15 protein-coding genes and 1 pseudogene are annotated in these 26,308 nt (G+C 70.4%); 2 read left to right on the forward strand and 14 right to left on the reverse strand.

Translation table 11 applies throughout. The features are described 5' to 3' along the window. From D7V80_RS42580 to aspD, 6 genes and pseudogenes are all read right to left on the reverse strand, one after another. Window positions 1-232: pseudogene (locus D7V80_RS42580) on the reverse strand (DUF853 domain-containing protein); the annotation flags it as partial. 15 nt (window positions 233-247) lie between these two features. Further along, on the reverse strand, window positions 248-1,444 hold the full coding sequence (locus D7V80_RS05425) for a hypothetical protein (RefSeq protein ID WP_120587140.1): 1,197 nt from the start codon (window positions 1,442-1,444) through the stop codon (window positions 248-250). 2 nt (window positions 1,445-1,446) lie between these two features. Then, complete coding sequence (locus D7V80_RS05430; protein ID WP_120587141.1) at window positions 1,447-2,172, reverse strand: ImmA/IrrE family metallo-endopeptidase; 726 nt, start codon at window positions 2,170-2,172, stop codon at window positions 1,447-1,449. Next, window positions 2,169-2,546, reverse strand: coding sequence for a hypothetical protein (locus D7V80_RS05435; protein WP_147446991.1), 378 nt, complete (start codon window positions 2,544-2,546; stop codon window positions 2,169-2,171). The genes D7V80_RS05430 and D7V80_RS05435 overlap by 4 nt, the downstream gene beginning before the upstream one ends. Then, window positions 2,533-3,084 (reverse strand): RNA polymerase sigma factor, encoded by a 552-nt coding sequence (locus tag D7V80_RS05440; protein WP_147446992.1) that lies wholly within the window; start codon window positions 3,082-3,084, stop codon window positions 2,533-2,535. The genes D7V80_RS05435 and D7V80_RS05440 overlap by 14 nt, the downstream gene beginning before the upstream one ends. 310 nt (window positions 3,085-3,394) lie before the next feature. Next, a complete protein-coding gene (gene aspD, locus D7V80_RS05445) occupies window positions 3,395-5,047 on the reverse strand; it encodes an aspartate 4-decarboxylase (RefSeq protein ID WP_120587195.1) in 1,653 nt (550 codons plus the stop codon). A gap of 207 nt (window positions 5,048-5,254) precedes the next feature. Between aspD and D7V80_RS05450 the strand changes: the two genes are divergently transcribed. Next, complete coding sequence (locus D7V80_RS05450) at window positions 5,255-6,049, forward strand: GNAT family N-acetyltransferase (protein WP_120587144.1); 795 nt, start codon at window positions 5,255-5,257, stop codon at window positions 6,047-6,049. 88 nt (window positions 6,050-6,137) lie between these two features. Beyond that, entirely contained in the window at window positions 6,138-6,827 is a 690-nt protein-coding gene (locus tag D7V80_RS05455; protein ID WP_120587145.1) for an iron-containing redox enzyme family protein, read from the forward strand. 18 nt (window positions 6,828-6,845) lie between these two features. Here D7V80_RS05455 and D7V80_RS05460 read toward each other — a convergent pair whose 3' ends face one another. The 8 genes from D7V80_RS05460 to D7V80_RS05495 form a co-directional block, all read right to left on the reverse strand. Continuing rightward, window positions 6,846-7,874 (reverse strand): helix-turn-helix transcriptional regulator, encoded by a 1,029-nt coding sequence (locus D7V80_RS05460; RefSeq protein WP_120587146.1) that lies wholly within the window; start codon window positions 7,872-7,874, stop codon window positions 6,846-6,848. A gap of 149 nt (window positions 7,875-8,023) precedes the next feature. Continuing rightward, window positions 8,024-8,473 (reverse strand): hypothetical protein, encoded by a 450-nt coding sequence (locus D7V80_RS05465; protein ID WP_120587147.1) that lies wholly within the window; start codon window positions 8,471-8,473, stop codon window positions 8,024-8,026. 122 nt (window positions 8,474-8,595) lie between these two features. Beyond that, window positions 8,596-9,435: an alpha/beta fold hydrolase gene (locus D7V80_RS05470; protein WP_120587148.1), complete on the reverse strand. Its 840-nt coding sequence runs from the start codon at window positions 9,433-9,435 to the stop codon at window positions 8,596-8,598. Further along, on the reverse strand, window positions 9,435-10,211 hold the full coding sequence (locus tag D7V80_RS05475; RefSeq protein WP_120587149.1) for an alpha/beta fold hydrolase: 777 nt from the start codon (window positions 10,209-10,211) through the stop codon (window positions 9,435-9,437). The genes D7V80_RS05470 and D7V80_RS05475 overlap by 1 nt, the downstream gene beginning before the upstream one ends. Window positions 10,212-10,238: 27 nt before the next feature. After that, complete coding sequence (locus D7V80_RS05480; protein ID WP_120587150.1) at window positions 10,239-16,694, reverse strand: non-ribosomal peptide synthetase; 6,456 nt, start codon at window positions 16,692-16,694, stop codon at window positions 10,239-10,241. Next, entirely contained in the window at window positions 16,691-23,491 is a 6,801-nt protein-coding gene (locus tag D7V80_RS05485) for a polyketide synthase (RefSeq protein ID WP_120587151.1), read from the reverse strand. Before D7V80_RS05485 ends, D7V80_RS05480 begins: the two co-directional genes overlap by 4 nt. Before the next feature lie 174 nt (window positions 23,492-23,665). Further along, complete coding sequence (locus D7V80_RS05490) at window positions 23,666-24,544, reverse strand: alpha/beta hydrolase (protein WP_147446993.1); 879 nt, start codon at window positions 24,542-24,544, stop codon at window positions 23,666-23,668. Continuing rightward, the gene (locus D7V80_RS05495) at window positions 24,541-26,289 is read right to left on the reverse strand and encodes a DUF885 family protein (protein ID WP_120587153.1); all 1,749 of its coding nucleotides are present in this window, start codon (window positions 26,287-26,289) and stop codon (window positions 24,541-24,543) included. Before D7V80_RS05495 ends, D7V80_RS05490 begins: the two co-directional genes overlap by 4 nt. Between the last annotated feature and the right edge of the window lie 19 nt (window positions 26,290-26,308).

The raw sequence follows: 26,308 nt of genomic DNA on the forward strand, positions 1-26,308 counted from the left end.
CCGCACTGGCGGGCGGCTTCGTGGGGGCGCCGGGGGCCGGCGCCGGGCGCGGCCCGGTCATCTGGGTGTTCATGGGCACGAGGCCCGGAGGACGGGCTCCCTGCGGGGGCGTGGCCGGCCGCTGGCCATTGGGACCGGGGGCGGCGTGGCCATTCACGGGCCTGCCGTTGGGGGCCACGCCGTTCTGCGCGGGACCGCGGCCGGGTACGGTGGTGTTTCCATTGTCAGACATGCTGTCGTTCCCCCATCAGCGACGTGGCTTGCGACCGTTGAAGTACTGAAGGCGTGCATCGGCTTGTGCGTAGGCGTCCTGGACCAGGCCCTCGAAGCCGTCGACGCCGAAGGCGCTGCGGCACGTGGCCTCCGCGACGTCGAGCAGCATGGGGTAGCCCTGCTCCGGGCGCAGCATGCTGTCCGCGATGGCCACGCACGCGGCCATGTGGGCGTGGTCGACGTGCGCGTAGAAGACGCGGGGCGGGGCGTTGTCCGAGGCGCGGAACAAGCCCTTCACGACCTTGTGCGAGTACGTGCTGATGAAGTCGCGCGCCAGGCCGTACTCCTCCAGGTCGTACTGCCATCCGTCCAGGATGTCCTTCCCCTCCTGCTTCAGCGACTCGAGGATGACGAACTCGCCCGGCTTGAGCGCGTGGCCCATGGTGAGGAAGCCCCGGTCCTCCATCCGCGCGGAGACGAAGACGAAGCGGGGATGCGCATCCATCAGCCGCTGGAGCATGTCCAGCGACACCTTCAGCAGGCTCTTGTAGCCAGAGCCGGTGATGAGCTCGCGGGAGAAGGGGTTGCCCTGGCCCATGCGCCAGGGGGCCTTCAGCTTCTCCACCAGGATGGCGCGCTCCGCGTAGGCGCGGATGCCTCGACGCGCGAGCCGCGACAGGCTGTCCGGCCCGCCTCGCCCCGGGTGGGAGCGGTTCTGGCGCATCTCGATATAGGACAGCGCCTCCTGGTAGGGGTCCGGCGCGTCGACCGTGACCTCGCGGCGGAACAACCGCTGGGAGAAGGTGCCCGCCGTGCCGCCATAGCCAATCGCCGCGATGCCCAGCTGGGTGATGTCCAGCGGGAGCGTCTCGTGTGTCACGGAGATGCCGTTGACCGCCTCCACCTGCCCGGCGAAGAGCAGGCCCGAGTGGATGTCCGCCAGTTGCTCGGGGCTCAGCTGGTAGAGCCCCGCGCCCTCGGGCGCTCCGGGGCGTGTCTGGAGCCGGGGGAGCAGCTCCTGGCGGATGATGGACCGGAGCTCATCCTCTTTCTGGATGGCGCCGCCAATCTCCTTCCGGTAGCGCTCCATGATGACCTGGAGATCCAGGCCCTCCGCCCACGTCTCCAGATTGAGCGTGCGCTCCAGGTCCTCGCGGAACGAGCCGCGGAAGTCCTCATCGCCGGTCAACTCCTCATCGTCATCGTCGTCAAAGCGCCTGTGGCCCGCCATGGTCACCCTGCGTCCTCACCGAGAAATGAAACAATGGAAAAGCGGGAGCGGCCCTCTTCGCGGCGCAGGATCCGCGCGTAGGTTTCCGCCATGTGCTCCGGCAGCCCGAAGTACTGCCCCAATCGCAGCTCCTGCGTGTCCTCGGGGCCGTCCTGCATCACCTGGCGTGCGTGCTTCGAGGGCGCGAGCCATTCCAGGGCCAGCCGGTCCGCGCGCTGTTCGGAGCGGGCCACCACTCCCTTGCCGATGTCCCCTGTCGGCCCCCGGTCCATCAGGTGGATCTGCACGCCAATGGGAACGCCCTCCAGCACGGAGGTCAGTGATTCCTCCCGGGTGGGAGGCCGCTTCTGGTCCAGGACGTCCCGGATGCCATCGCCGAAGAACTCGAGTGCCCGCTTGCGCGGCAGCAGATGGTCGAGAAAGAAGTGGCCCAGCTCATGCGCCACCGTGAAGCGCTGCTCGGCCGGGCCATCGTCCCGGTCGAAGAACACGAGCCCCTTTCCCTCCCACGCCACCATGCAGCCGTGCATCTCGCGGTGGTAGCCGACCTCCACGGTGCGGCCTCGCTGGGCCAGCCACTGGCGCACCTTCTCCGAGGACAGGTCCCGCAGCCCCACGGGCCTCACGGGGAGGCGCAGGGGCGCATCCGCGGCGATGTCGTAGGGAAAGGCCTCCGGCGGAGGGAAGCCGCTGGCCTCCACCGCCTCCCTCAGCCAGGCCGGCTTCATGAAGAGGACTCTTCCTTCTTGCGCCGGTCGCGCGCGGCGAGCTGGAGCATGACTCCCTGGCGCGGCACCCCGGCTGTGGCAACGGAATCGCCGGGGCCCATGATCTCCACCTGCCGCAGGACGTTGACGAGCGCGAACGGCTCCAGTCCGAAGCGGCCACAGAGGATCTGCACCTGCTCGGCGAACGCGTCACCGGCCGGCCTGCGACACAGCGCCAGCATGTTCAGCGTCTGCTCATCGCAACCCAGTTCGTCAGCCAGCGCGTTCGCGGAGCAGTCCTCCAGCGACTGATAGGCCGCGAACACCTGACCCATGAGCCCGTGCTCGGTGGTGCTGCGCTCTGCCGCTCGCTTCAACCAATCAAGATTCGTCATCGGTGTCCTCCTTGCAGAGGCTCTTCAATCGCTTCTTCAGACGGTCGGTATGGCGCTTCACCTCCCGCCGCATCTCTTCCAGGGACAACGGTGGGAGGTTCAACGCCTCCGCCAGTTGTTCGGTGGAGCGGACCCCCAGCAGCAGCAACCGGATACAGGCCAGGTCCCGTTCCGCCAGCCCCGCGCCTTCAATCCGCTCCACCGTCCGCTTCAGGTCCACGCGCTCCTCCAAGGACACATTCGGAGCCGATGGAAGAAGTTCGACGAACGTTCTGGGATCCTGTTCTCGCCGGGTTCTCGCGGAGGCGGAGCGGAAGCGGTCCTGGGCCTTGCGCCGGGCGATGAAGGTGAGGAACGTCACCAGGCTGGACTTCTGTTCCTCATAGAGGCTGGGGTTGTCCCGGTAGTGGAGCACCGCGTCGATGGCGGAATCATTGGCATCGTCATGGGAACAGCCTGGATTGCGTTCCAGCGCCCGGACCAGGGGACCCATGAAGGTCATGAAGACGTCGAGGGTCGCGGTCGGATCGTGACTCATCATCCGCTCGTGAAGGTTCCACCCTCGTTTTCGAGATGGACTGGTCATCCCCCACTCCTCACCGGCATGCGTGCCCCGCTTTCAGGTTGGAAATCGGCCCGCCTGAACCTTCGCAACAGCCCTGCTGAGTTCGACGGCGACATGTCGCTTTTCCAAGCCGGCAGGTTGGCGAGGTCGAGGATCCGTGTCTGTACCTCGGAGGTGGTACTGCCTTTGGGGTCAGGGTCTTGCGTGATCCCCCGGGGATCGAAAAAGACCCTGGCCTCCGTGCAGGGAGACCAGGGTCCGTTTCATCCCGTTGAGACGTGTTTCAGGGCAGGTCCCCGCCAGCCTTCTTCCACGCATCGATGACGCGGCGCACCTCGTCCAGGAGGTCCCTGCCAATCCGTGGATACGCGCCGTCCTCCAGGTTCGCCAATGACACACGGGCCGACCAGGGAGGTCCGTCAATGCCGCTGCCGTTGAGCAGCACCACGCCGTAGCGCCGGGCCAGCGTGAAGACGATGTCCAGCGGGTCGTGGTGGTCCTCGATGAAGCGGACGAAGTCCTCGCCAATGTGCTCGCGGCACCACGCTTCCAGGTCGAGCGTCTGGTAGTAGGCCGTGCGCAGCGGGTCCTCATGCAGCGGGATGCCCATGCCTTCGAACAGGGCCTGGAGCCGGTCCTGGCAGATGCGCTGGCAGTACTTCTTGTAGGCGCCGTCCTTGTCCAACACCGCGAACAGCGAAAACAAGGTCATCTGGAGTTGCTGCGGCAGCGACAGGCCCGCCGTGTGGCTCAACGCCACGGCCCGGCTGTCCGCCACCATCCGGTCAATGAACTTCAGCCGCCCCGGGTGCAGCGAGATGGCGCCATACCGCGCCTCCAGCCGCGCACGCTCCGACGCGGGCTGCTTCGCCAGCGCCTCATCCAGGATGTTGTCCTCGTGGAGCGCCACCACGCCCAACCGCCAGCCCGTGCAGCCGAAGTGCTTGGAGTACGAGTACACCAGCAGCGTGTTGCGCGGCAGGTCCGCGGCCAGCGAGCGGAAGCCGTTGACGAACGTGCCGTAGACATCATCGGTGATGATCAACAGGTCCGGCCGGCGCTTGCGCACCAGCTCCACCAGCTTGTGGACGGACTCCTTGCGCATCGCCACCGCGCCCGGGTTGGACGGGTTGACGACGAAGAACGCCTTGACGCGCGGGTCCTCCAGCTTGCGCAGCTCCGCGTCCGGGTACTGCCAGGTGTGGCGGCCATCCTTCGAGGTGGCGCTCTGCTGGATGTCCACCGTGCGCAGGCTGAACTCCTCCAGGCGGGGAATCTCCAGGTAGGGCGTGACGAGGGGCGCGCCCAGCGCGAGGGTGTCTCCCTTGCGCAAGAGGCCATTCACCATCAGGGAGTGGAAGAGGTAGGTCATCCCGGCGGTGCCCCCCTCCACCGCGAACAGGTCGAAGCGGCCGGACGGCGGCCGTCCCGCGAACAGCTCCTGCGCCAGGTACTCCTGCACGATGCGCTCACCGTGGGCGAGCATCCGGTCCGGCACCGGATAGTTGTCTCCGATGACGGCGTCCGTGAGCTCCCAGACGAACTGGTCCGGGTTGAAGCCGAGCGTGTGCACCCCGTACGTCAGCGCGCCGCGCAACAGCTCCACCGCGGGCTCGTCATCGCTGGCCTCCAGGAAGTCCTGCAGGCGTCTGGCGATGCCCGGGGACCGGGGCATGCCCGCGAGCCCCACCCCGGGGACGTCCCACGCCCGCCGGCTCTCCGCGAGCGCGAACTGGCCCAGGAGGAAGAAGGCCTCGCGCGGCGTGGTGGCAATCCAGTTGGGATTGCCCCGGCCGGCGTTGAGCATCACGGCCTCGCGGGTCTTCACGGCCTCGTCCGAGACCGGGAGGAGCTCGTCCTTCAGCTCGAAGGGGCTGAGCTTGTTGAGCTTGCGTTCGGAAGGGGCTCCCGGGGCCTCGGGCGTCTGCTCGGTCATGGTGTCCTCCTCCATCGTCTGTCCAAGGTGAGCCATTCCCGGGGACGTGGACCATGCGCCACGGGGTGGGGCGGGCGGAGGTGGCGGGCGGTTGGCCGGCCTCAGCGAAAAAAGACGACCCGCGAGCGCACTCGACCGAGCAGCAACGAATGAAAGGTCGGGGCCGGACACACAAGTCCGGCAAGCACCGTGGAAGCGAGACCCGCCATGTCTTCATTGAGTTGCCGAGTCGCCACCGCGCAGCGCGAACTGGATGACGCGCTCCGCATCCGTTACCGGGTTTTTGGCGAGGAGATGCGGATGCTGGGGCCCAAGCGGCCCCGGGCCCCGCGCGAAGCGGACTGCTTCGACACGCTCCGCAGCACCTCTCACGTCGTCGTCTACGCGGGCGCGGAGCCGGTGGCCACCGCGCGGCTGCTGACGCCCAACGCGGAGGTGGCGGCCTTCGCGGACACGGTCATGGGCCTGGACATCGAGAAGAAGCTCGACCTGTCGGAGCTCGTCGCGCCGGGCCGCGTGTTCGCGGAGACCACGCGCTACTGCGTCACCCGGAGCTACCGGAACTCCGCCGTGCTGCGTCTCCAGGCCGGCCTGTACCGCGAGAGCCGCCGGCGCGGCGTCACCCACTGGATCGCCGCCGCGAACATGGAGACGGACAGCCAGGAGGAGGCGGACCTCTACTTCCTCGCCGCCGCGCGCCGGGGCTGGGTGAGCGACGGCTTCCGCGTGCGGACCCGGGAGTTTCCCCCGTCACCCTCGGAGCCCCTGGCCGCCCGGCTCACCGCGGAGGAGCGCGCCCAGGCCCGTGAGGGCCACCTGGACGCCCTGCGCATGCCGCCCGTGCTGTCGCTGTTCGCGGACAAGATGGGCGCGCGCTTCATCGCGCCGCCGCACTTCGATCCTGCCTTCAACCGCTTCACCGTGCCGCTCGTCGCCGCGCTGGATGCCATTCCGCAGCGGACGCTGAACCTCTTCGCCTCGCTGGACGCCGACGCCGCCTGACTCAAGGCAGGCGCGCTCCTTCCTTCCCCCCTTCACCCTCAACGCAACACCCACCGGGCCTTCACGGGGCCCCTGTCAGGAGACGTGTATGTGCAAGCAGCCCAGGCATGAGCAGACGGCGAAGATGGACTGGCTGGACTCCCTGCGGCACGAGGCGCGGATGCTCGTGCATGAGCTGGATGTGACGCCGGGCGTCCGGCGCCTCTTCGAGGGGCGCATCCGCCAGGACGACTACGTCCACTACCTCATCCAGACGTACCAGTACGTGCGGTGGAGCGAGGGGTTCTTCACCGAGTCCGGCGAGCGCACGAAGCGCGAGGGCCAGAATCCCGCGCTCGCGGACCTGCTGTTCCAGAAGGCGCGCGAGGAGAAGGGCCATGAGCAGTGGTTGCTCAAGGACCTGAAGGCCCTGGGCTGGACGGAGGAGCGTGTGGAGCGCGCGCCCATCTGCCCCGCCGTGCGCGCCTACGTGGAGTGGAACCGCTTCACTACGCAGTCGGGCGTGCCCACCGCGTTCCTGGGCACGGCCTACGTGCTGGAGTACCTGTCCGTGAACCGGGCCCCGGGCTCCGTGGACCGGCTCATCGCGGAGAGCGGCATCCCCAACATCCACAAGGCCGTCCTGTTCCTGCGCGGCCACGGCGCCGCGGACGGTGACCACGTGGCTGATCTGGAAATGGAGCTGCGCAAGCTCACGTCCCCGGAGGAGCAGGCCGCGCTGCTCCTCTCCGCCCGCACCACGCGCACCCTGTTCCCGAAGTTCTTCCGGGAGCCCTGAGCGTGCGTCCGGACCTCCTCACCCCGGCTTCTGCCTCCAGGCGGCCTGGTAGAGGAGGTCCGTGCGGCTCTCGATGCCCAGCTTGGGGAAGATGTTGCGCAGGTGCGTCTTCACCGTGTTGAGCGTCAGGCCCAGGTCCTCGGCGATGAGCTCGTTCGTCCAGTTGCTGAGGACCCCTTGAACTACTTCCACCTCCCGCCGGGAGAGCTTCTGGCGCCAGGGCTCCGGCATCGGGATGCCCCTCGAGCACTCCTGCAACACCAGCCCCCAGGTTGGGTGGCCGCGCTGCTCCGGCAGCTCCACGAACGTCACCTTCAGGTCGAGCTTCGCTCCGGAGCGCGTCCACGTGTCCATGCCCGGGGCCCGCTTCGTTCCCAGGACCTGGAGGCGCGTCAGGTGCTCGCGCAGCTCCTGGGGCAGGCGCGAGTCCTCCGCCTTCAGCTCCTCCGGGTACCAGCGCCGCAAGAGCTCCGTGGCTCCCGGGGTCCTCAGCTTCTCGTGCTCGGGGGGCTCCATCACGACGCACTCGGCGCCCTGGTGGCGGAAGAGGGCGTCCAGCAGGTCTCCCCGCGTCGCCTCGTGCCCGAACATCCGGCAGTTGCGCACCGTGTTCGCCAGGTAGGGCGTCAGGTCCTCCAGCAGGGCCTGCTCCCGTTCGGAGAAGGGCAGGGCGTGCTCCCGGTACAGCGTGAAGCCGCCGTGCCAGTCCTGCCGCAGGTCCAGCAGCACCGCCAGGACATGCTCCAGGGGGAGTCCCATCTCCCGGCAGCGCAGGTACAGGAGATTGCGCTTCAATTCCTTGCGCGACATCAGGCCCGTGGCCAGCTCCGGGTAGTGAGCGAAGAGGATGCCCGGGGCCCCCAGCCCCAGCCACTCGTAGTCTCCGGGCCGCTCCGGCCTGGACACGCACAGGGCCGCGTAGTCGCAGGGCACGAGCTGCGTGAGGATTCCCTGGGCGCGAGCCAGGACCTCGGTCAAATCCAGCGAGCTGGAGAGTGCCCGGGTCAGCTCGAGCACGAGCCCCTGTTCGTGCGCGGTAAGGTTCATCCCACGGGCCTCCTTCCAACCGGTCCATGCAAGGACTTAGTGGTCGGAAGGCCCGGAGGTCTGTCCCCCACAATGGGTATGGACGGGCCCCGCTCACGCGAAGCCCGTCCACGTCTGCCATTGCGGTGTCTGTCGAAGCGGGGCGGAAGCTAGTTGCCCGCGCTGCCTTCCACCGGCGGGGTGCCCGTGGTGGGGCTGACGGGGCTGCCGATCTCCTTGTTCTGGTCCCAGGCCGGCGGCGTCACGTCCATCTGTGCGCCCTTGTTGCCCGGAGTACCCGAGTTCAGGTCCCCCGGCTCCGCGGAGGACGAGTGGTCGCTGGTGCTGTTGCTCCCCTGCTCGGTGGAGCCGGAGCCGCCCACGCCTTCATCGACGCGGCCCGGGTCCACGGCGTTGTCATCCACTTCATCCGCCGACTGGAGATCCTCCGAGGCGGTGCCCGAGCCGCCCGTGGCCTTGTCCCAGCGCTCCGCGCTGTCCTGGGGCGCGTCCGTGGACGGGTCCTGCATGGGCGGCGTCTCGTGGTCGGTGTGGCTCTGCGCGAACGCCTGACCCGAGAACGCGAGGGCTGCCAGTGCTGCCATCAGGGGGAGCTTCATGGGTGGCTCTCCTTCGAAGAACGTGTGTGCTTCGAAGGTGGCGACCGTTGGGTGGGAAACAAGCGCTTGACGCACACCCGGCCCCCAGCCGCGTCCCCGCCTGCTGAGCGGGCAGCCGGTCGTCAGCCCGCCAGTGCTCGCGGCGGCACCGTGCCCACGGCCCAGGCCGTGAGCTTGCGCAGGAGCTCCGCGCGGTCCTCCGGCACGGAGAAGAGGTGATCCGCGCGCGGATAGAAGGCGTAGGTGACGCGGCCCTCCAGCTTCAGCGGCGAGAGCATCTCGTAGAACTGGCCCTCGTGGTTGAAGGACAGCCCCATGCCTCCGGAGAACACGAAGCACAGGCTGACGCCGCGCTCCAGGAGGTGCTTGTAGTCCTGCACCAGCTGCGACCGCTCCGGGTACTCGCGCGTGTAGACCTCGTCGGCCTCGCCGGCCTCGCGCAGCTGGGCGGGCAGCTTGCGCTTGCGCAGGAAGCGGGTCCACCGGCGGGGGCTCAGGTAGCGCAGCTGGAAGCGCAGGTGGTAGCCCAGCGTGCGGTACGTGTAGCCGTCGATGAAGGCCGCGCCCACCACGCGCGGATCCGCCACCGTCACCGCGTGCGCGCTGTCCACGCCGGAGCACAGGCCCATGAGCACGAAGCGCTTCTGGCCCTTCTTCTGCTCCAGGTAGTCGAGCGCCGCGCGCGTCTCCTCGCGAGCGCGCTGGAACTCGTCGGCGCCGCCCTCGCGGCGGGGGCGGCTGTCCCCCAGGCCGGACAAGTCGAAGCGCAGCGTGGAGAAGCCGCGGCCCGCCAGCTGGCGCGCCAGCTCCACCCACAGCCGGTACGGGCCCACGTGGTGGTTGAGGCCCACGTTGGAGAGCACCACCGTGGGCGCTTCCGGCAGGACCTTCGCCGGGTCCGGTTCCGTGAGGATGCCCACGAGGCTCTGCTCGGGGCCGAAGGTACAGATGCGCTCGCGCATCACGCGGCCTCCTTCAGCAGCGTGGTGATGGTCTGCAGGATGCGGTTGGACAGGAGCGCGGACTCCTGGCCGCCCGCGCCCTCCTCGGGCACCAGGTGGTGCTGGAAGGGCAGGCCCGTCGTTTCCAGGCGTTCCTGGAGCCGCTGGTACTCGGGCTTCCGCGCGCTGACCACCAGGTGGGTGCGCGTCGAGGGCCACGCGGGCAGCGCGGCCAGGTCCAGCGCGACGATGTCGTCACGCAGGGCGCGGGGGAACTGGAAGCCGAGCAGCTCCTCGCGCACCTCCAGCGGGCTTTCGGGCCGGGGGAAGAGGGTGCGGGTGTCCCGGCGTGCCTGGAGCAGCTCCAGCTCCTGGAGCCACGCCTCGCCCTCCACCAGCGGCTCCCAGAGCACGAGCGCGGCGGTGGACAGTCCTTCCATCGCGGCGCGCACCGCGAGCGCCGCGCCCAGCCGCAGCCCCACGAGCGCCACGCGCTGCACGCCCGTCACGTCCTGCAATTCATTGACGGCGTTGCGGATGTCCTGGACCCACGTGGCGACGCGGCCCTCGTGGACCTCGCCGGCCGAGTCACCCGTGCCGTAGTAGTCGAAGCGGAAGACGTGGAAGCCCTCGCGCGCGAGCATCCCGGCCAGCTTCCGGAAGGCCCAGTGCGTCAACATGTACTCCTGCGCGGCGGGATAGCAGAGCACCACCCCGGTGGAGCGCTCGGCACCCTGCGCGGGGTGGTGGATGCCAAAGAGCTGTCGTTCGGAGGTGCCGAAGAAGCAGGGCGTCACGGTCTGACCACTCTCCTCATGGGGTGCTCAGTCCGAGCGCCCCGGAAGTTTCCCCTTCAGCTTATTGAACAAGCGTTGCGCCAGGGGAACAGAAGTCTCCGGAGCGGAAGCCTTTGGCTGCGTGACGGGCTGGGTCCTGGGAGCGGGCGAGGGAGCCACCGCCGCGGGCGCCAGCTGCGAGGCCACCTGCTCCAGCGTGTTGAGCAGGAGCGTGCGCGGGTGCAGTTCCTGGTTCAGCTCCTTCCGCACGCGCATCACCACCTGGAAGGACAGGAGCGAGTGCCCGCCGATGTTGAAGAAGTTGTCGTGCACGCCCACCTGCGCGATGCCGAGCACCTCCCGCCAGATGCGCGCCAGGTGCTGCTCCGTCGGCGTGCGCGGCGCGACGAAGGCGTCCTCGACGGGGCGCGTGGTACCCGCCGGAGGCGGCAGGGCCTTGCGGTCCACCTTGCCGTTCGGCGTGAGCGGCAGCGACTCCAGCTCCACGAAGTGCTGCGGCACCATGTACTGCGGCAGTTGCGAGCGCAGGTGCTTGCGCAGCTCCGTGTCCGTGTAGGCCTGTCCCGGCTTCGTCACCAGGTACGCGACGAGGCGGCGGTCCCCGGGCCGGTCCTCGCGAACGAGGGCCACGGCCTGGGCCAGCGACGGGTGCGAGGCGAGCGCCGCCTCCACTTCGCCCAGCTCGATGCGGAAGCCACGCAGCTTCACCTGCGAGTCGTTGCGGCCCAGGTACTCCACGGTGCCGTCGGCCAGCCACCGGGCCAAATCGCCCGTGCGGTACATACGCTCGCCCGCGCGGAAGGGATTGGGCAGGAAGCGCTCCTGCGTCAGCTCCGGACGGTGGAGGTAGCCCAGCGTGACGCCATCGCCGCCGATGTACAGCTCGCCCGCGACGCCCACCGGCACGGGGGCCAGGTGCGCATCGAGGAGATAGATCTGGGTGTTGGCGATGGGCCGGCCGATGCGGATGGAGGAGAGGGGAGGCTGCACGCGCCACGTGGTGGACCAGACAGTGGTCTCCGTGGGGCCGTACATGTTCCACAGGCTTCCGACGCGAGCGAGCAGCGCTTCGGCCAGCTCGCGAGGAAGGGCCTCACCACCGACGAGCGCCTTGAAGCCGGGACGCGGCTGCCAGCCGGCCTCCAGCAGCAGACGCCAGGTGGAGGGCGTGGCCTGCATGACGGTGACGGCGTTGGACTCCAGCGCGGCCTTGAGGAGCGCACCGTCGGAGGCGGTGTCACGCGAGGCGAGCACCACCTGGGCGCCGGTGGTGAGCGGCAGCAGCAGCTCCAGTACGGCGATGTCGAAGGAGAGCGTGGTGACGGCCAGCAGCACGTCCTGCGCGGAGAGGCTGGGGGCCTCCTGCATGGTGCCCAGGAAGTTCACCACCGCCCGGTGCGGCACGCGCACGCCCTTGGGCTTGCCCGTCGAACCCGATGTGTAGATGACGTACGCGACGGCTTCGGGCGTGACGCCGGGAACCTCGGGGGCCGTGTCCGCCTGCGACGTGGTGTCCTCGACGAAGAGGGACTTCGCCGTGGTGGAGGGCAGGGCGCTCTGGAGCGCGCGCTGCGTGACGATGAGCGAGAGCTTCGCGTCCTCGACCATGAAGGCCAGACGCTCGGGCGGGAAGCCGGGGTCGAGCGGGACGTAACCGGCACCCGCTTCGAGGATGCCCAGCAGGCCCACGACCATGTCCGGACCGCGCTCGGTGAAGAGGCCGACGAGGCTTCCGGCGGTGACGCCCTCCTGCTTCAGCGCGTTCGCCACCTGGTGGCTGCGCTGGATCAGCTGCTGGTACGTGAGCGTCACGGCGCCGGAGCGCAGGGCCACCGCGTCGGGCGTGGCCCGGGCCTGCGCGGCCACGAGCGTGTGGACGAAGGCGTTCCGGTCGAACGCCTTCTCGGTGGCGTTCCAGTCCACCAGCACGCGCTGCTTCTCCGATTCGGGGAGCAGCGGCATGCGCGACACCGGCACCTCCGCGTCGGACACCGCGGCTCGCAGCAGCGTGCGGATCTGCTCGAGCATGCGGACGACGGTGTCCCGCTCGAACAGGTCGGTGTTGTAGTCCATGCCACCGACGATGCCGTTCGCCGTCTCCTTCACCCAGAAGCTCAGGTCCAGCGGCGTCGCGTGCGCGTGCACGTGCACCTGGCCGTAGGTGAGGTCACCCAGGCTGGAGCCTCGGTTGCGCACGTCCTGGAAGGTGAAGAACGTCTGGAACAGCGGCGTGCGGCTCAGGTCGCGCTGCACGCCCAGTTGCTGCATCAGCAGCTCAATGGGCATGTCCTGGTGGCCGAAGGCCTCCATGCACGTGGTGCGCACGCGCTCCAGCAGCTGCCGGAACGTCTGCTCCGGCGCCAGCTGCGTGCGCAGGACGAGCGTGTTGACGAAGAAGCCCAGCAGGTCCTCGACCTCCGGATGCGAGCGGCCCCGGATGGGCGTGCCCACCACCAGGTCCTCCTGGCCGCTGTAGCGGTGCAGCAGCGTCTTGAACGCCGTGAGCAGCACCATGTACAGCGTCGCGTTGGACTCGCGGCCCAGCTTCGTGAGGGCGTCCACCTCCGCGCCGGTGAGCACGAAGGGCTCCGTGCCGCCCTTGAGGCTCATCTGCGCGGGGCGAGGCTTGTCCGTGGGCAGCTCCAGCGCGGGCAGGTTCCCGGAGAGCTTCCCCTTCCAGTAGCGGGCCTGCCGCTCCAGCTCCTCGCCCTGGAGCCAGTTGCGGTGCCACTCGGTGAAGTCCGCGTACTGGATGGGCAGGGCGGGGAGCTTGGGCTCCTGGCCCTTCGTGAGCGCGGAGTAGATGACGTCCAGCTCGCGCAGGAACACGTCGAACGACCACCCATCCCAGATGAGGTGATGGGGCATGAAGAAGAGGACGTGCTCGTTGGCGCCCAGCCGGAACAGGGTCAGCCGGAACAGCGGGGCGGCGGTGATGGGGATGGACTCGTCCGCCAGCGCCAGGAGGCGGCGCAGCAGGTCCTCCTCGCGCGTGTTCGCGGGGACGGACTCCAGGTCCACCGGCTCCAGCTCCACCGTGAGGGACGGGGCCAGGTGCTGCACCGGCGTGCCTTCATCCCACCGCACGAAGGTGCGCAGCGACGACTGGCGCTCCAGCAGCTTGTTGAAGCTGAAGCGCAGCGCGCCCACGTCCAGCGCGCCGTGGAGGCGGAACGCGGAGGGCAGGTTGTAGACGGCCGTGCCCGGGTTGAGCTGCTCCAGGAACCACAGCCGCTGCTGCATGAGGGACAGCGGCGCGGGCGCGGTGCCGGCACGGGGCGAGATGCGCTGCGCGGGGCTCGTGGCCCCGTCGTCGCCGCGCACCAGCCGGGCCAGCTTCTCCACGGTGGGCGCTTCGAACATGCGGCGCAGCGTGAGGCTGACGTCCAGGTCGCGGCTCGCGCGAGTGAGGGCCTGCGACGCCAGCAGCGAGTGGCCGCCCAGGCGGAAGAAGTCCGCCGTGACGCTCACCCGGCGCAGCCCCAGCACGTCCGCGAAGATGGCCGCGAGCTTCTGCTCCGTCTCGTCGCGAGGCGCGACGAAGGCGTCCTCCTGCGACTCCACCTGCGGCGACGGCAGGGCCTTGCGGTCCACCTTGCCGTTGGGCGTGAGCGGCAGCGCGGGCAGGGCCACGAAGTGCTGCGGCACCATGTACTCCGGCAGCCCCTGCTTGAGGTGCGCGCGCAGGGCTTCATCCGCCGGAATCGTCTGACCGGGCCGCGCGATGAGGTATGCGACAAGGCGGCGGTCACCGGGGCGATCCTCGCGAACGAGGGCCACGGCCTGGGCCAGCGACGGATGCGAGGCGAGCGCCGCCTCGACTTCGCCCAGCTCGATGCGGAAGCCGCGCAGCTTCACCTGCGAGTCGTTGCGGCCCAGGTACTCCACGGTGCCGTCGGCCAGCCACCGGGCCAGGTCACCCGTGCGGTACATGCGCTCGCCCGCGCGGAAGGGGTTGGGCAGGAAGCGCTCCTGCGTCAGCTCCGGACGGTGGAGGTAGCCCAGCGTGACGCCATCGCCGCCGATGTACAGCTCGCCCGCGACACCCACCGGCACGGGGGCCAGGTGCGCATCGAGGAGATAGAGCTGGGTGTTGGCGATGGGCCGGCCGATGCGGATGGAGGAGAGGGGAGGCTGCACGCGCCACGTGGTGGACCAGACAGTGGTCTCCGTGGGGCCGTACATGTTCCACAGGCTTCCGACGCGAGCGAGCAGCGCTTCGGCCAGCTCGCGAGGAAGGGCCTCACCACCGACGAGCGCCTTGAAGCCGGGACGCGGCTGCCAGCCGGCCTCCAGCAACAGACGCCAGGTGGAGGGTGTGGCCTGCATGACGGTGACGGCGTTGGACTCGATGGCCGCCTTGAGGAGCGCACCGTCGGAGGCGGTGTCACGGGAAGCGAGCACCACCTGGGCGCCGGTGGAGAGCGGCAGCAGCAGCTCCAGTACGGCGATGTCGAAGGAGAGCGTGGTGACGGCCAGCAGCACGTCCTGGGCGGAGAGGCTGGGGGCCTCCTGCATGGTGCCCAGGAAGTTCACCACCGCGCGGTGCGGAACGCGCACGCCCTTGGGCTTGCCCGTCGAACCCGACGTGTAGATGACGTACGCCACGGCCTCCGGCGTGACGTCCTGCGCCGGGAGCGCGGACTCGGGCTGCGAGGCCGTGTCCTCGATGAGCAGGGGCTTCACGCTCGTGGACGGCAGGGACGCCACCAGGGCCTGCTGCGTGAGGATGGTGGAGAGCTTCGCGTCCTCGACCATGAAGGCCAGACGCTCGGGCGGGAAGCCGGGGTCGAGCGGGACGTAGCCAGCGCCCGCTTCGAGGATGCCCAAGAGGCCCACGACCATGTCCGCGCCGCGGTTCGTGAAGAGGCCGACGAGGCTTCCCGCCGCGACGCCCTCCTGCTTCAGCGCGTTCGCCACCTGATGGGCGCGCTGGATCAGCTGCTGGTACGTGAGCGTCACGTCCCCCGCGCGCAGGGCCACCGCGTCGGGCGTGGCCTGGGCCTGGGCGGCCACGAGCGTGTGGACGAAGGCGCTCCGGTCGAACGCCTTCTCCGTGGCGTTCCAGTCCACCAGCACGCGCTGCTTCTCCGCGGCGGGCAAGAGCGGCAGGCGCGACACGGGCGCTTCCGCGTCGGCGACCACGCCCCGCAGCAATTCTTCGTAACATGACATCCAGCGGCGAACCGTGGAGCCATCGAAGAGGTCGGTGTTGTACTGGCACTCCAGCACCACGCGGCCGTGGGCCTCGGCCGCGTTGATGAAGAGGTCGAAGTTCTCGTAGTGGCGCGGGTTGCTCGCCAGGGTGCAGGTGAGGCCCTGGAACTCCAGCTGCTCGCCCGTGACGGCCTGGTCCACGTTGAACAGCACGTTGACCAGCGGCAGGCGGCTGGGGTCGCGCGGCAGCGCCAGCTGCTTGAGCAGCGTGCCGAACGTGTACTCCTGGTGCTCGTAGGCATCGAGCATCGTGGTGCGCAGCTGCTTGAGCACCTGCGTGAAGGGCGCCTCCGCGGAGACGTTGCTGCGCAGGGGCAGCGAGTTCACGCAGTGGCCCACCAGGTCCTTCAGCCCGGCCACGGACTGGCCCGCGGCGGGGATGGCCACCACCACGTCCTCCAGCCCCGTCAGCCGGTGCAGGAGCGCCTTGAAGCCCGCGAGCAGCGTGGTGAAGAAGCTGCCACCGTGGCGCGCGCCCACGCGCTTGAGCTGCTCCACGAGCGCGGGCTCCAGGGTGTAGTCCTCACGCCGGGAGCTGTACGTCTTGGACGGCGGACGGCGCCGGTCCAACGGCAGCTCCAGCACCGGGAGCGAGCCGGAGAACTGCTTCAGCCAGTAGCGCTCGTGCTCGGCGTACTCCGGCGTCGTGGCCAGCTGGGCCTGCGCGCGGGCGTAGTCGCTGAACGTGGGCGCGGGCGCCAGCGTATGCGGGGTGCGCCGCGCGTGCGCCGAATAGAACGTCGCCAGGTCGCGCAGCATCACCGCCATGGACCAGCCGTCGCACACGATGTGGTGCGCGGTCAGCGTCAGCAGGTGCTCTTCCGCGGACAGCCGGGCCAGGCGCGGACGCAAGAGCGGCCCGGACTCCAGGGGCAGCGGCGTCTCCACCTCCTGGGCCACGAGCTCGCGGACGCGGGCGTCGCGCTCGGAGGACGGCAGCGCGTCCAGCGCGAGCACCTCCAGCGGGAAGGGCGTGGAGGCGGCCACGCACAGCGTGAGGCCATCCGCGCTGAACGTGGTGCGCAGCGCTTCGTGCCGCTCGCTCAGGTCCTGGAGCGCGGCGCGCAGGCACTCGACGTTCAGCGAGCCGTGCAGCCGCACGGACATGGACTCGTTGAAGGCGCACGACGCGTCCGGGCCCATCTGCACGCCGGTCCACACCTCGCGCTGGGGCTCGGTGGACGGCGCGGTGAGCAGCAGCGCGGGCCCGGCGAACGGGTCGAAGTCGTCGGGCAGGTCCTGCATCGGGGTCGCGGGGGTCTTCATCGGGTCTCGCTCAGCTTGACGAACTTGCCGGGCACCGTGGGGTGCGGGACGAACCAGGCGGGGTTGCCCTGCGGATCACGCCCCAGGCGCGCGCCGGGGACGGGGGGCTGGTTGGAATCAAAGGCGGCGGGGGCCTGCGGCTGGGGCCGGGCCGTGCCGGGCAGGAAGCCCGCGTCCTGCAGCTCCGTGACGCTGTCCTGGAACGCGGTGATGAGGCGCTGCAGGTCCGCGTCCGAGTGCGCCGTGGTGAAGAAGCACGGGAAGCCATCCCAGATGTGGATGCCCTTGTCGCGCAGCAGGCAGAACAGCAGGTCCGCGTTGGCGACGTCCGACGTGACGAACGTCTTCCACAGCGACCCGAAGTGCTTGATGCGCAGCGGGGCGCCCACCTCGTCGAAGAAGGCGTTGAGCGTGCTGGCGAGCGTGTCCGCCTTGGCGCTCACGCCGCGCTGGAGCTCCGGGCCCGCGGCCTTCATGTGCTCCAGCGCGGCCTTCGCGGCGGCGAGCGCCAGCGGGTGGCGCACGAACGTGCCCGCGAAGTAGGTCACGCCCACCGTGGGGACGGAGTCGTCGCCGAACTGCCAGTGGCCGCCGTCCAGCGCGTCCATGAACGGGCGCTTGCCCGCGATGACGCCAATGGGCATGCCGCCGCCCACGACCTTGCCGTAGGTGGCCACGTCCGCCTGCACGCCGAAGAGGGCCTGCGCGCCGCCCGGGTGCATGCGGAAGCCGGTGATGACCTCGTCGAAGATGTAGACGGAGCCGGACTTCTGGGTGAGGTCGCGCAGTTGGTGCAGGAACTCGCGCGGCTGGAAGTCCGGGCGGCGGCTCTGCACGGGCTCCACCATGATGGCGGCCAGCGAGTCCGCGCGGGCGCGCAGGATTTCGAGCGACTCCGGCGTGCCGTAGTCCAGCACCAGCACGTCCTGCACCGCGCCCGCCATGATGCCCGGGGCGGCCGGCACGGTGCGCAGGCTCTTGGTGCCGCGCACCAGCACCTCGTCGAAGATGCCGTGGTAGCTGCCGCTGAAGATGGCGATGGTGCTGCGGCCGGTGACGGTACGGGCGATGCGCATCGCGCCCATCACCGCCTCGGAGCCGGTGTTACAGAGCGCCGCGCGGTCCGCGCCGGTGAACTCACAGACGAGCTTCGCGACCTCGCCGGCCAAGGGGTGCATGGGCCCCAACTCGTAGCCGTCGTTCACCTGCTGGTGCACGGCCTGGGTGATGAAGTCCGGCGCGTGGCCGAACATCACGGACCCGAAGCCGTTGAGCGCGTCCAGGTACTCGTTACCGTCCATGTCCCAGAGCTTGGAGCCCTTGGAGCGGTTCACCGCGAGCGGGTAGATGAGCTCCTTGAGCAGTGGGCGGAAGCCCGTCACCACGCGCGGATCCGACAGCTGGCTCCGGTTGTCCTGGGCGTAGCGCTTGGAGCCCTGCGTCTTCGCGTTGTAGCGGCGGGTGAAGTCCTCCAGGAACGTCTGCTGGCGGGGCGTGAGCGCGTCCTTCGGCGCCAGGCTGATGCGCGCGATGGCGCCGAAGGCCTTCTTCACGTCGTACTTCACCGGGCCCTTGAGGTCGGCCTCATCCGTCGCGGCGGCCGGAGCAGGGGCGGCCTGTGCGGCCTGCGGCTGCGCGGCGGAAGCCTGCTCGGCCTGGGCCTGCGCGATGGGCGCCTGAGCGGGTTGCGGCTGCGCGGTGGGCGCCGGAGCGAAGGCCTGCGGGGCCACGGCCTGCGCGGGCTGACCGGAGAGCAGCGCGAGCTGCTGGGTCATCAACCAGAGCTGCTGCGCGACGACCGCCTGGAGGCTCCCGGCGGGCGCGGCCATCGCCTGGGCCTGGAACGCGGCACCGGCGGAGGCGAACTGCGCGGGCACGGCCTGCGCGGGGAAGGCGCCAGCGGCCTGGACTGGGAACGCGGCACCCGCGGACGGGGCGACCTGCGGCTGTCCGAGGATGTTCGCGGTGAGCTGCGCGGTCGGCGCGGCGGCCACCGGCGCGGGCGCGGCCTCAGGGGGCATGCGGCCGTCGAGGAACGCGGCGAGCTGTCCCAGCGACGGGACCTCTTCCAAGAGCTGCCGGAACGTCACCTTCACGCCGAACTGCTTCTGCACCGCGAGCGCCGCCTGCGTGAGCACCAGCGAGTCGAGCCCCAGCTCCAGGAAGCTCGCGCCCGGATCCGCGTCGGCCAGCTCCAGGCCGCTCAGCTCCTCGAACAGGTTGCGCAGGGTGGGCACGAGACGCTCGGCACGGGGAACAGGGGCGGGACTCACGGAGGCTCCGGTGGAGAGGATGGGGGCGGGCACGGACGCCCGCTCAAGGTCGATCCAGTGGCGCTGCCGCTGGAAGGGATACGTGGGGAGGGTGACGCGCTGGCGCTGCTCGTCGGCGTGGAAGGCCCGCCAATCCAGGGCCACGCCCCGGCGCCAGAGCTGGCCCGCGGCAGTCAAAAGGGCGGTCCAGTCCGCGGCATCGCCGGTGGACTCGCCCAGGGAGGCAAACACCCGCGAGCGCTGGTCGGCCGTGGCCTGCTGCCGCGCCAGCGTGGCGAGCGTCACGCGCGGGCCCACCTCCAACAGCAGGTGGTCGCCCTTGTCCCAGAGCGTGCGCAACGCGGGGGAGAAGCGGACCGTGTCGCGCAGGTGTCGCGCCCAGTACTCAGGGGACGTCGCCTCGGAGGCCTTCAGCCACGTGCCCGTGGCGGTGGACACAATGGGGATGCGCGGCTCGGACAGGCGCATGCCCTTCACCGTCTCCAGGAAGGGCGCCACCGCGGCGTCCATCATCGGCGAGTGGAACGCGTGCGACGTCTGGAGCATCCGGCACGCGGTGCCCTCCGCCTCCAGCGCGGCCTGAAGCCGCTGCACGGCCTCCGTGGGCCCGGACACCACGCACAAGCGCGGCCCGTTGTCCGACGCGATGGCCAGTCCGTCCGTCAGCTTGGGAGCCACGGCTTCGGCGGACAGGCGCACCGACAGCATGCTGCCCGGCGCCTGCGCCTGCATCAGCTGGCCGCGCTTCGCCACCAGGTGCAGCGCGTCCTCCAGCGTGAAGACGCCCGCGAGGCACGCGGCGACGAACTCGCCCACGCTGTGGCCCACGAGCGCGCCCGGCCGCACGCCCCAGCTCCACCAGAGCTGCGCGAGCGCGTACTCCACCGTGAACAGCGCCGCCTGCGCGAACGACGTCTGGCGCAGCGCCTCCGCGGCCTCGGGGGACTCCGGGTCCTTGGGGAAGAGCACCTCCCGCAGGTCGCGCCCGAGCAGCGGCTTGAGCACCTCCGCGCACGCATCCACCGTGGCGCGGAAGGCCGGCGCGTGGCGGTACAGCCCGTGCGCCATGTCCGGGTGCTGCGAGCCCTGACCCGGGAAGAGGAACGCGACCGGCGGCGTGGACTCCAGCCCGGAGGCCTCCGGCTCCGCGGCCGTCAGCGCCCGCACCGCTTCCTCGTGGGTGCCCGCCACCACGGCGCGGCGGAACGGGAACGCCTTGCGGCCCGTGGCCAGCGTGTGCGCCACGTCCGCGAGCGAATCCTCCGGATGCGCCTGGAGGTGCGCGGCCAGCCGCAGCGCCGCCTGCGTCACGGCCGCGGGCGTCTTCGCCGAAATCGTCAGGAGCTGGCGCGGCTTCGACGGGCCGGAGGCGGGACGCTCCGGCGCCTCCTCCACCACGACGTGCGCGTTGGTGCCGCCCACGCCGAACGAGCTCACCCCCGCGCGCAGGGGGCCCGTGCCCTCCGGCCACGCGGAGCGCTTCGCCTGCACGAAGAAGGGGCTGCGCGGGAAGTCGATCTTCGGGTTGGGCGTCTGGAAGTGCAGCGTCGGCGGCAGCTCGCGGTGCTTCAGCGAGAGCACCGTCTTCAAGAGGCCCGCCACGCCCGCCGCGGCGGTGAGGTGGCCGAAGTTGCTCTTCACCGAGCCGATGGCGCAGAAGCCCGTGTCGGACGTGTGCGCGCGGAACGCCTGCGACAGCGCCTCCACTTCGATGGGGTCACCCAGCGGCGTCGCCGTGCCGTGCGCCTCCACGTAGCGGATGGTGCGCGGGTCGATGCCCGCGTTCGCGTGCGCCGTCGCGATGGCGGTGGCCTGGCCCTCCACGCCCGGCGCCGCGAAGCTCACCTTGGCCGCGCCGTCGTTGTTGATGCCCACGCCGCGCAGCACCGCGTGGATGACGTCGCCGTCCGCCTGCGCGTCCGACAGGCGCTTGAGCACCACCGCGCCCAGGCCGTCGCTGAAGAGGGTGCCGGTGGCGTTCGCGTCGAAGGGGCGGCAGTGCCCGTCCTGGGAGAGCATGCCGCCCTCCTGGTACAGGTGGCCGGACCTCTGCGGCACCGTCACGGACGCGCCGCCCGCGAGCGCCACGTCGCACTGGTGCGTCTGGAGCGCCCAGAAGGCCTGCGCCACCGCGACCAGCGACGTGGAGCACGCCGTGTTGAGCGACAGCGCGGGCCCGCGCAGGTCCAGCTTGTGCGCGACGCGGGTGGCTACGTAGTCCTTCTCGTTGGCGACCATCGCCTGGAAGGCGCCCACCCGGCCCACGATGTCCTGCCGGGGCAGCACGTGCAGCGGCTGGTAGCTGTTGTTGTGCGTGCCCGCGAAGACGCCGATGAGGCCGGGGTACGTCTCCGGCACGCAGCCGGCGGACTCCAGCGCCTCCCACGCCGTCTCCAGGAACAGGCGCTGCTGCGGATCCATCACCTGCGCTTCCTTCGGCATGATGCCGAAGAAGGCCGCGTCGAACAGCTCCACGCCGTCCAGGATGCCGCGCGCCCGCACGTACTCGGGGGCGTCGCGCTCGGCGGCGGGCACGGACGGGTCCAACTCCTCGCGCGTGAAGGTGGCGACGGACTCCACGCCGCCCACCAGGTTCTTCCAGAACGTCTCGATGTCCGGCGCGTCCGGGAAGCGGCCCGCCATGCCGATGATGGCCACCGGCTCCGCGCCGCCCGCGGCCTGCCGCCGCTTCGCCTGCCGCGCCTCCGCCAGCTGCTTGAGCGAGGGGCGCGACGCATCCCCCGTCAGCACCGCCGCCAGCTGCGCCACGGTGGGGGACTGGAACAGCTGGACGATGGGGATCTCCAGCCCGTGCGCCTGCCGCAGCCGCGCCACGCACTGGAGCGCGAGCAGCGAGTTGCCGCCCAGCTCGAAGAAGCTGTCGTGCACGCCCACCCGGTCGATGCGGAGCAGCTGCGCCCACGCGTCCGCGATGGTGCGCTCCAGCGGCGAGCGCGGCGCGACGAACGCCTGTTGCAGCTCCGGCCGTGTGGGCAGCGGGGCGGGCAGGCCGCGGCGATCAATCTTCCCGCTGGGCGTGCGCGGCAGCGCGTCCATGACCACGAACGCGGAGGGCACCATGTAGTCCGGCACCCGCGTGGACAGGTGGCGCCGCAGCGCCCCGGCCGCGTGCTCCAGCGTGCCGTCCGGGACGACGTAGGCGACCAGACGCTTGTCGCCGGGCACGTCCTCGCGCGCCACCACCGCCACCTGCTTCACCGCCGGGTGGCTGCCCAGCGCGACTTCAATCTCGCCCAGCTCGATGCGGTAGCCGCGCACCTTCACCTGTCCGTCGATGCGGCCCAGGAACTCCACGTTGCCGTCCGGCAGCACGCGCGCCAGGTCGCCCGTCTTGTACGCGCGCTCGCCGGTAGCGGGCTTGAGCGGGTGCGGCACGAAGCGCTCCGCCGTCAGCGCCTCGCGGTGCAGGTAGCCCTTCGCCAGGCACACGCCCGCGAGGAACAGCTCGCCGGACTCGCCCTGCGGCACGGGCTTCTGCTGCTCGTCCAGCACCAGCAGCTCGCAGCCGTCCACCGCCTTGCCAATGGGCGGCAGCGCGGGCCACGTGTCGGGCGAGCCCCGGAGCACGTAGCTGGAGACGACGTGCGTCTCCGACGGGCCGTAGTGGTTGTGCAGCGCGCAGCCCGGCAGCGCGGCGAAGAACGCGCGCAGGTGGTGCGTCACCTGGAGCTGCTCGCCCGCGGTGACGACCTCGCGCAGGGCGGGTGGCACCTTCTGGTGCGAGGTGGCGATCTCCGCCACGTTCTGTAGCGCGATGAAGGGCAGGAACAGCCGCTCCACGCGCTCGTCCGCCAGCAGCTGCAACAGCAGCACGGCGTCCAGCCGCAACTCGTCCCGCACCAGCACCAGCGTTCCGCCGGAGCACCAGGTGCCGAACAGCTCCTGGAACGACACGTCGAAGGACAGCGGGGAGAACTGGAGCGTGCGCGTGCCCGGCCCCGCGATGGACTGGCCCAGCTGCCACGCGATGAGGTTGGCGAGCGGCCGGTGCCCCATGGCCACGCCCTTGGGCGTGCCCGTGGAGCCGGACGTGTAGATGGCGTAGGCCAGCCCCTCCAGGCCGGACGCGTCCACCGGCGAGGCCGGGGCCTCCGGAGCGAAGAGGGCAGGGGACTCATCCAGGCACAGCACCGGGCCCGCGAAGGCCGGCAGTCCCGCGCGCAGCTTCGCCTGGGTGAGCAGCACCGGCGCCTTCGCGTCCTCCAACATGAAAGCCAGACGTGGCGCGGGATAGGCCGGGTCCAATGGCAGATATGCGCCGCCAGCCTTCAGCACGGCCAGCACCGCCACCACCATCTCCACCGAGCGCTCCAGGCACACGCCCACGAGCACGTCCGTGGTGACGCCCAGGCCCCGCAGGTGGTGCGCGAGCTGGTTGGAGCGGCGGTCCAGCGCCGCGTACGTCAGCCCCACTCCCTCGAACCGGACCGCCTCGGCATCAGGCGTCCGGGACGCTTGCGCGGTGAAACGCACCACCACTGTCTGCATGAGCGCTGCGTCCACGGACTTTTCCCCCAGGGTTATCCGACCGTCAGGTTCCGAGCGTTTGAGATTGAAGCGGATGGGAAAGACGGGCCAAACCGGTCACGCAGCATGCCATGCCTGGAGTGGAATGATCGCGTCTGGGCAGATTCCTTACATCCGGACGGCCTCTCGGCCGCTCCCCAACCACCACATTCAGAGAAAGCGCGAGAAGAACGCCAGCACCCTGCGTGGATATTCTTCGGGCGAAATCGCGAGGTAGCTCTCGTGCCCCGCGCCCGGCACGCGCCACTTCTCCCAGGGCCCCTGTCCCTGGCGCAGCAGGTCGTCCAGGGCCGCGTCCGGCACCCACGGATCCGACTCGCCCGCCACCAGCAGCACGGGGCGGCCCGCGAGCGCGGCCATGTCCCGCGCGGGCTGCACGGCGTTCACGTCCACGCCCGCGCGCTTCATCACCCCCAGCGCCGGCCACAGGCCCAGGGGACCCCAGTGGCCCAGCTCGTCCTGGAGCGCCTGCGCGGGTGCCACCGCCGCGGCCTCCACCACCACGGCCTTGAGGCGCGGATCCTCCGCCGCGGCCTTCAGCACGGAGTAGCCCCCCAGGGAGAACCCGAGCGCGCCGATGCGCTTCGCGTCCACCTCCGGCTGGAGCGCGGCGAAGTCCACCGCAGCCCGCACCTGGGCCGCCTCGCGGTCGCCGTAGGTGGACACCGTTCCGCCGCTCTCGCCGTGCGCGCCCAGGTCGAAGAGCACCAGCCCGTACCCGGCCCGGGCCAGGAAGCGGGCCTCGGGCAACAGCTGCGTGCGGTTGCCTGAGAGCCCATGGACCAGGACGACGAGCGCCCCGTCGCGCGGCGGCAGGTACCAGCCCTTGAGCTGGAGGCCATCACGGTCCTGGAACGCCACGTCACGCAGGCCCGCGAGCTCCGCGTCCTTGGGAGGACTGCCCACCGGTTGCCGGGGCGGGTGCACCTCCTGGGAGATGTAGCGCGCGCTGCGCACCGCGACCCAGGCCGCCATCGCCAGCAGGGCCACGCCGCCCAGCAGAAGCCCGGCGACGAGCGGATGCTTCACGCGGACTCCCGGGCCACCCACGCGTCGACCTTCGCCTCCAGCACGTCCAGCGGCAGCGAGCCCGTCAGCAGCACGACGTCATGGAAGGCCTTCACGTCGAAGCGCGTCCCCAGCGCGGCCTCCGCCCTGTCCCGCAGCGCGCGGATGCGCAGCTGGCCGACCTTGTACGCCAGCGCCTGGCCGGGCCACGCGATGTAGCGGTCCACCTCGTTGGTGATGTCCAGCTCCTGGCGTGGCGCGTTCTCCATGAAGAAGTCCAACGCCTGCTTCCGCGTCCACCGCTTCGCGTGCAGGCCGGTGTCCACCACCAGCCGCACCGCGCGCCACATCTCGTAGGCCAGCTGGCCGAACTTGTCGTGCGGGTCGTCGTACAGCCCCAGCTCGTCGCCCAGGGATTCGCTGTAGAGCGCCCAGCCTTCATCGAAGGCCACGTAGGACGTGAAGCGGCGGAAGTCGGGCACATCCGTCTGCTCGTTGGCCAGGCACACCTGGAAGTGGTGGCCGGGCACGGCCTCGTGCAGCGTCAGGGGCACCATCTCCCAGACAGGCCGAGTCTCCGGGCGGTAGAGGTTCACCTGGAAGGTGCCCGGGCGCGAGCCGTCCGCGGCGGCCGGGAAGTAGAAGCCCGTCGTCACGTCCGGGGCCATGGCCTCCGGGATGGGTTCGACGACGTAGGGGGTCTTTGGCATCGTCCGGAACAGCCGAGGCAGCAGCGGATCAATGCGGCGGGCCAGCGCCCGGTAGCGCGCGAGCAGCGACTCGCCCGTGGGCTCGTAGAAGCGCGTCTCCGTGCGCAGCGTTTCGAAGAAGCTCTGGAGCGTGCCGGTGTAGCCCGTGCGCGCCATCACCGCGTGCATCTCCGCGCGCAGCCGCTGGACCTCCGCCAGTCCCACCGCGTGGATCTCCTCCGGCGTCATCCGCGTCGTCGTGTGCCGGCGCGCGAGCACCGTGTACAGCGCCTCGCCATCCGGGAACTGCCACACGCCCACGGCTTCCGGCGCGGCGGGCAGGTACTCCGAGGTGACGAAGTCCAGGGCGCGCTTCAGCGCGGGCACCACCGTGTTCGCGATGGCGTCACGGCCCGCCTGCGAAAGCCTCCGCGCGTCCTCGGCGGAGAAGCCCTTCGGCATCCGGTTGAAGGGACCGTAGAAGCCGCTCTGCGTCGGATCCTTCACCACCTGCCGCTCCAGCTGCGGCGGGATGCGCTGGAGCACGATGCGCGGGTGGATGCGGTGCTGGCGCATGCCCTCGCGCATCAGCGCCACCACCTGATCCGCGTAGGCGCCGAAGCCCTCCAGCCGCTTCACCCAGTCCTCGTAGTCCCGCACCGTCTCGAAGCGCAGGGTGTCCGCGAGCTGGTACGCCGTCTGGAGCCCCGGCGGCTGCTTGAGCCCCTCCGGCAGGCCTCCCATCTGGTTGAGGGGCATGAGGTGCCACTTCACCCCGTACTCTTCAATCCAGGTCTCGTGCATCCGGCGGAAGAGGTCCAGGTGCAGCCGGTCCGCGTCGCTGTCCAGCGCGGCGCGGTCCACGTCCTGGAGCCGGCGCAGCACGGCATGGCTGTGCTGATGATCCGCCTCCAGCGCGGCGAGGCTCAGGTCATCCCACCGGTCATTCCAGCGCCGGTCCCCCAGGAGCGACGCATAGGTGGGGTACTGCTGGAGCGAGTACTGCCACTCCGCTTCCAGCAGGGCGTGCAGCGAAGCGGACGCGGCGCCGCGCTGGGGGACGGACTCGGATGACATGGACGGACTCCGGAAGGGA

This window comes from Corallococcus sp. CA054B (genome assembly GCF_003611625.1).
In the GTDB taxonomy this organism is placed as follows: Bacteria; Myxococcota; Myxococcia; order Myxococcales; family Myxococcaceae; genus Corallococcus; species Corallococcus coralloides.

What these genes read in the sequence shown, in the direction of transcription:
- D7V80_RS05425 (WP_120587140.1), bottom strand. Translation starts at nt 1,444, where the DNA reads ATGGCGGGCCACAGGCGCTTTGACGACGATGACGATGAGGAGTTGACC.
- D7V80_RS05430 (WP_120587141.1), bottom strand. Translation starts at nt 2,172, where the DNA reads ATGAAGCCGGCCTGGCTGAGGGAGGCGGTGGAGGCCAGCGGCTTCCCT.
- D7V80_RS05435 (WP_147446991.1), bottom strand. Translation starts at nt 2,546, where the DNA reads ATGACGAATCTTGATTGGTTGAAGCGAGCGGCAGAGCGCAGCACCACC.
- D7V80_RS05440 (WP_147446992.1), bottom strand. Translation starts at nt 3,084, where the DNA reads ATGAGTCACGATCCGACCGCGACCCTCGACGTCTTCATGACCTTCATG.
- aspD (WP_120587195.1), bottom strand. Translation starts at nt 5,047, where the DNA reads ATGACCGAGCAGACGCCCGAGGCCCCGGGAGCCCCTTCCGAACGCAAG.
- D7V80_RS05450 (WP_120587144.1), top strand. Translation starts at nt 5,255, where the DNA reads ATGTCTTCATTGAGTTGCCGAGTCGCCACCGCGCAGCGCGAACTGGAT.
- D7V80_RS05455 (WP_120587145.1), top strand. Translation starts at nt 6,138, where the DNA reads ATGTGCAAGCAGCCCAGGCATGAGCAGACGGCGAAGATGGACTGGCTG.
- D7V80_RS05460 (WP_120587146.1), bottom strand. Translation starts at nt 7,874, where the DNA reads ATGAACCTTACCGCGCACGAACAGGGGCTCGTGCTCGAGCTGACCCGG.
- D7V80_RS05465 (WP_120587147.1), bottom strand. Translation starts at nt 8,473, where the DNA reads ATGAAGCTCCCCCTGATGGCAGCACTGGCAGCCCTCGCGTTCTCGGGT.
- D7V80_RS05470 (WP_120587148.1), bottom strand. Translation starts at nt 9,435, where the DNA reads ATGCGCGAGCGCATCTGTACCTTCGGCCCCGAGCAGAGCCTCGTGGGC.
- D7V80_RS05480 (WP_120587150.1), bottom strand. Translation starts at nt 16,694, where the DNA reads ATGAAGACCCCCGCGACCCCGATGCAGGACCTGCCCGACGACTTCGAC.
- D7V80_RS05495 (WP_120587153.1), bottom strand. Translation starts at nt 26,289, where the DNA reads ATGTCATCCGAGTCCGTCCCCCAGCGCGGCGCCGCGTCCGCTTCGCTG.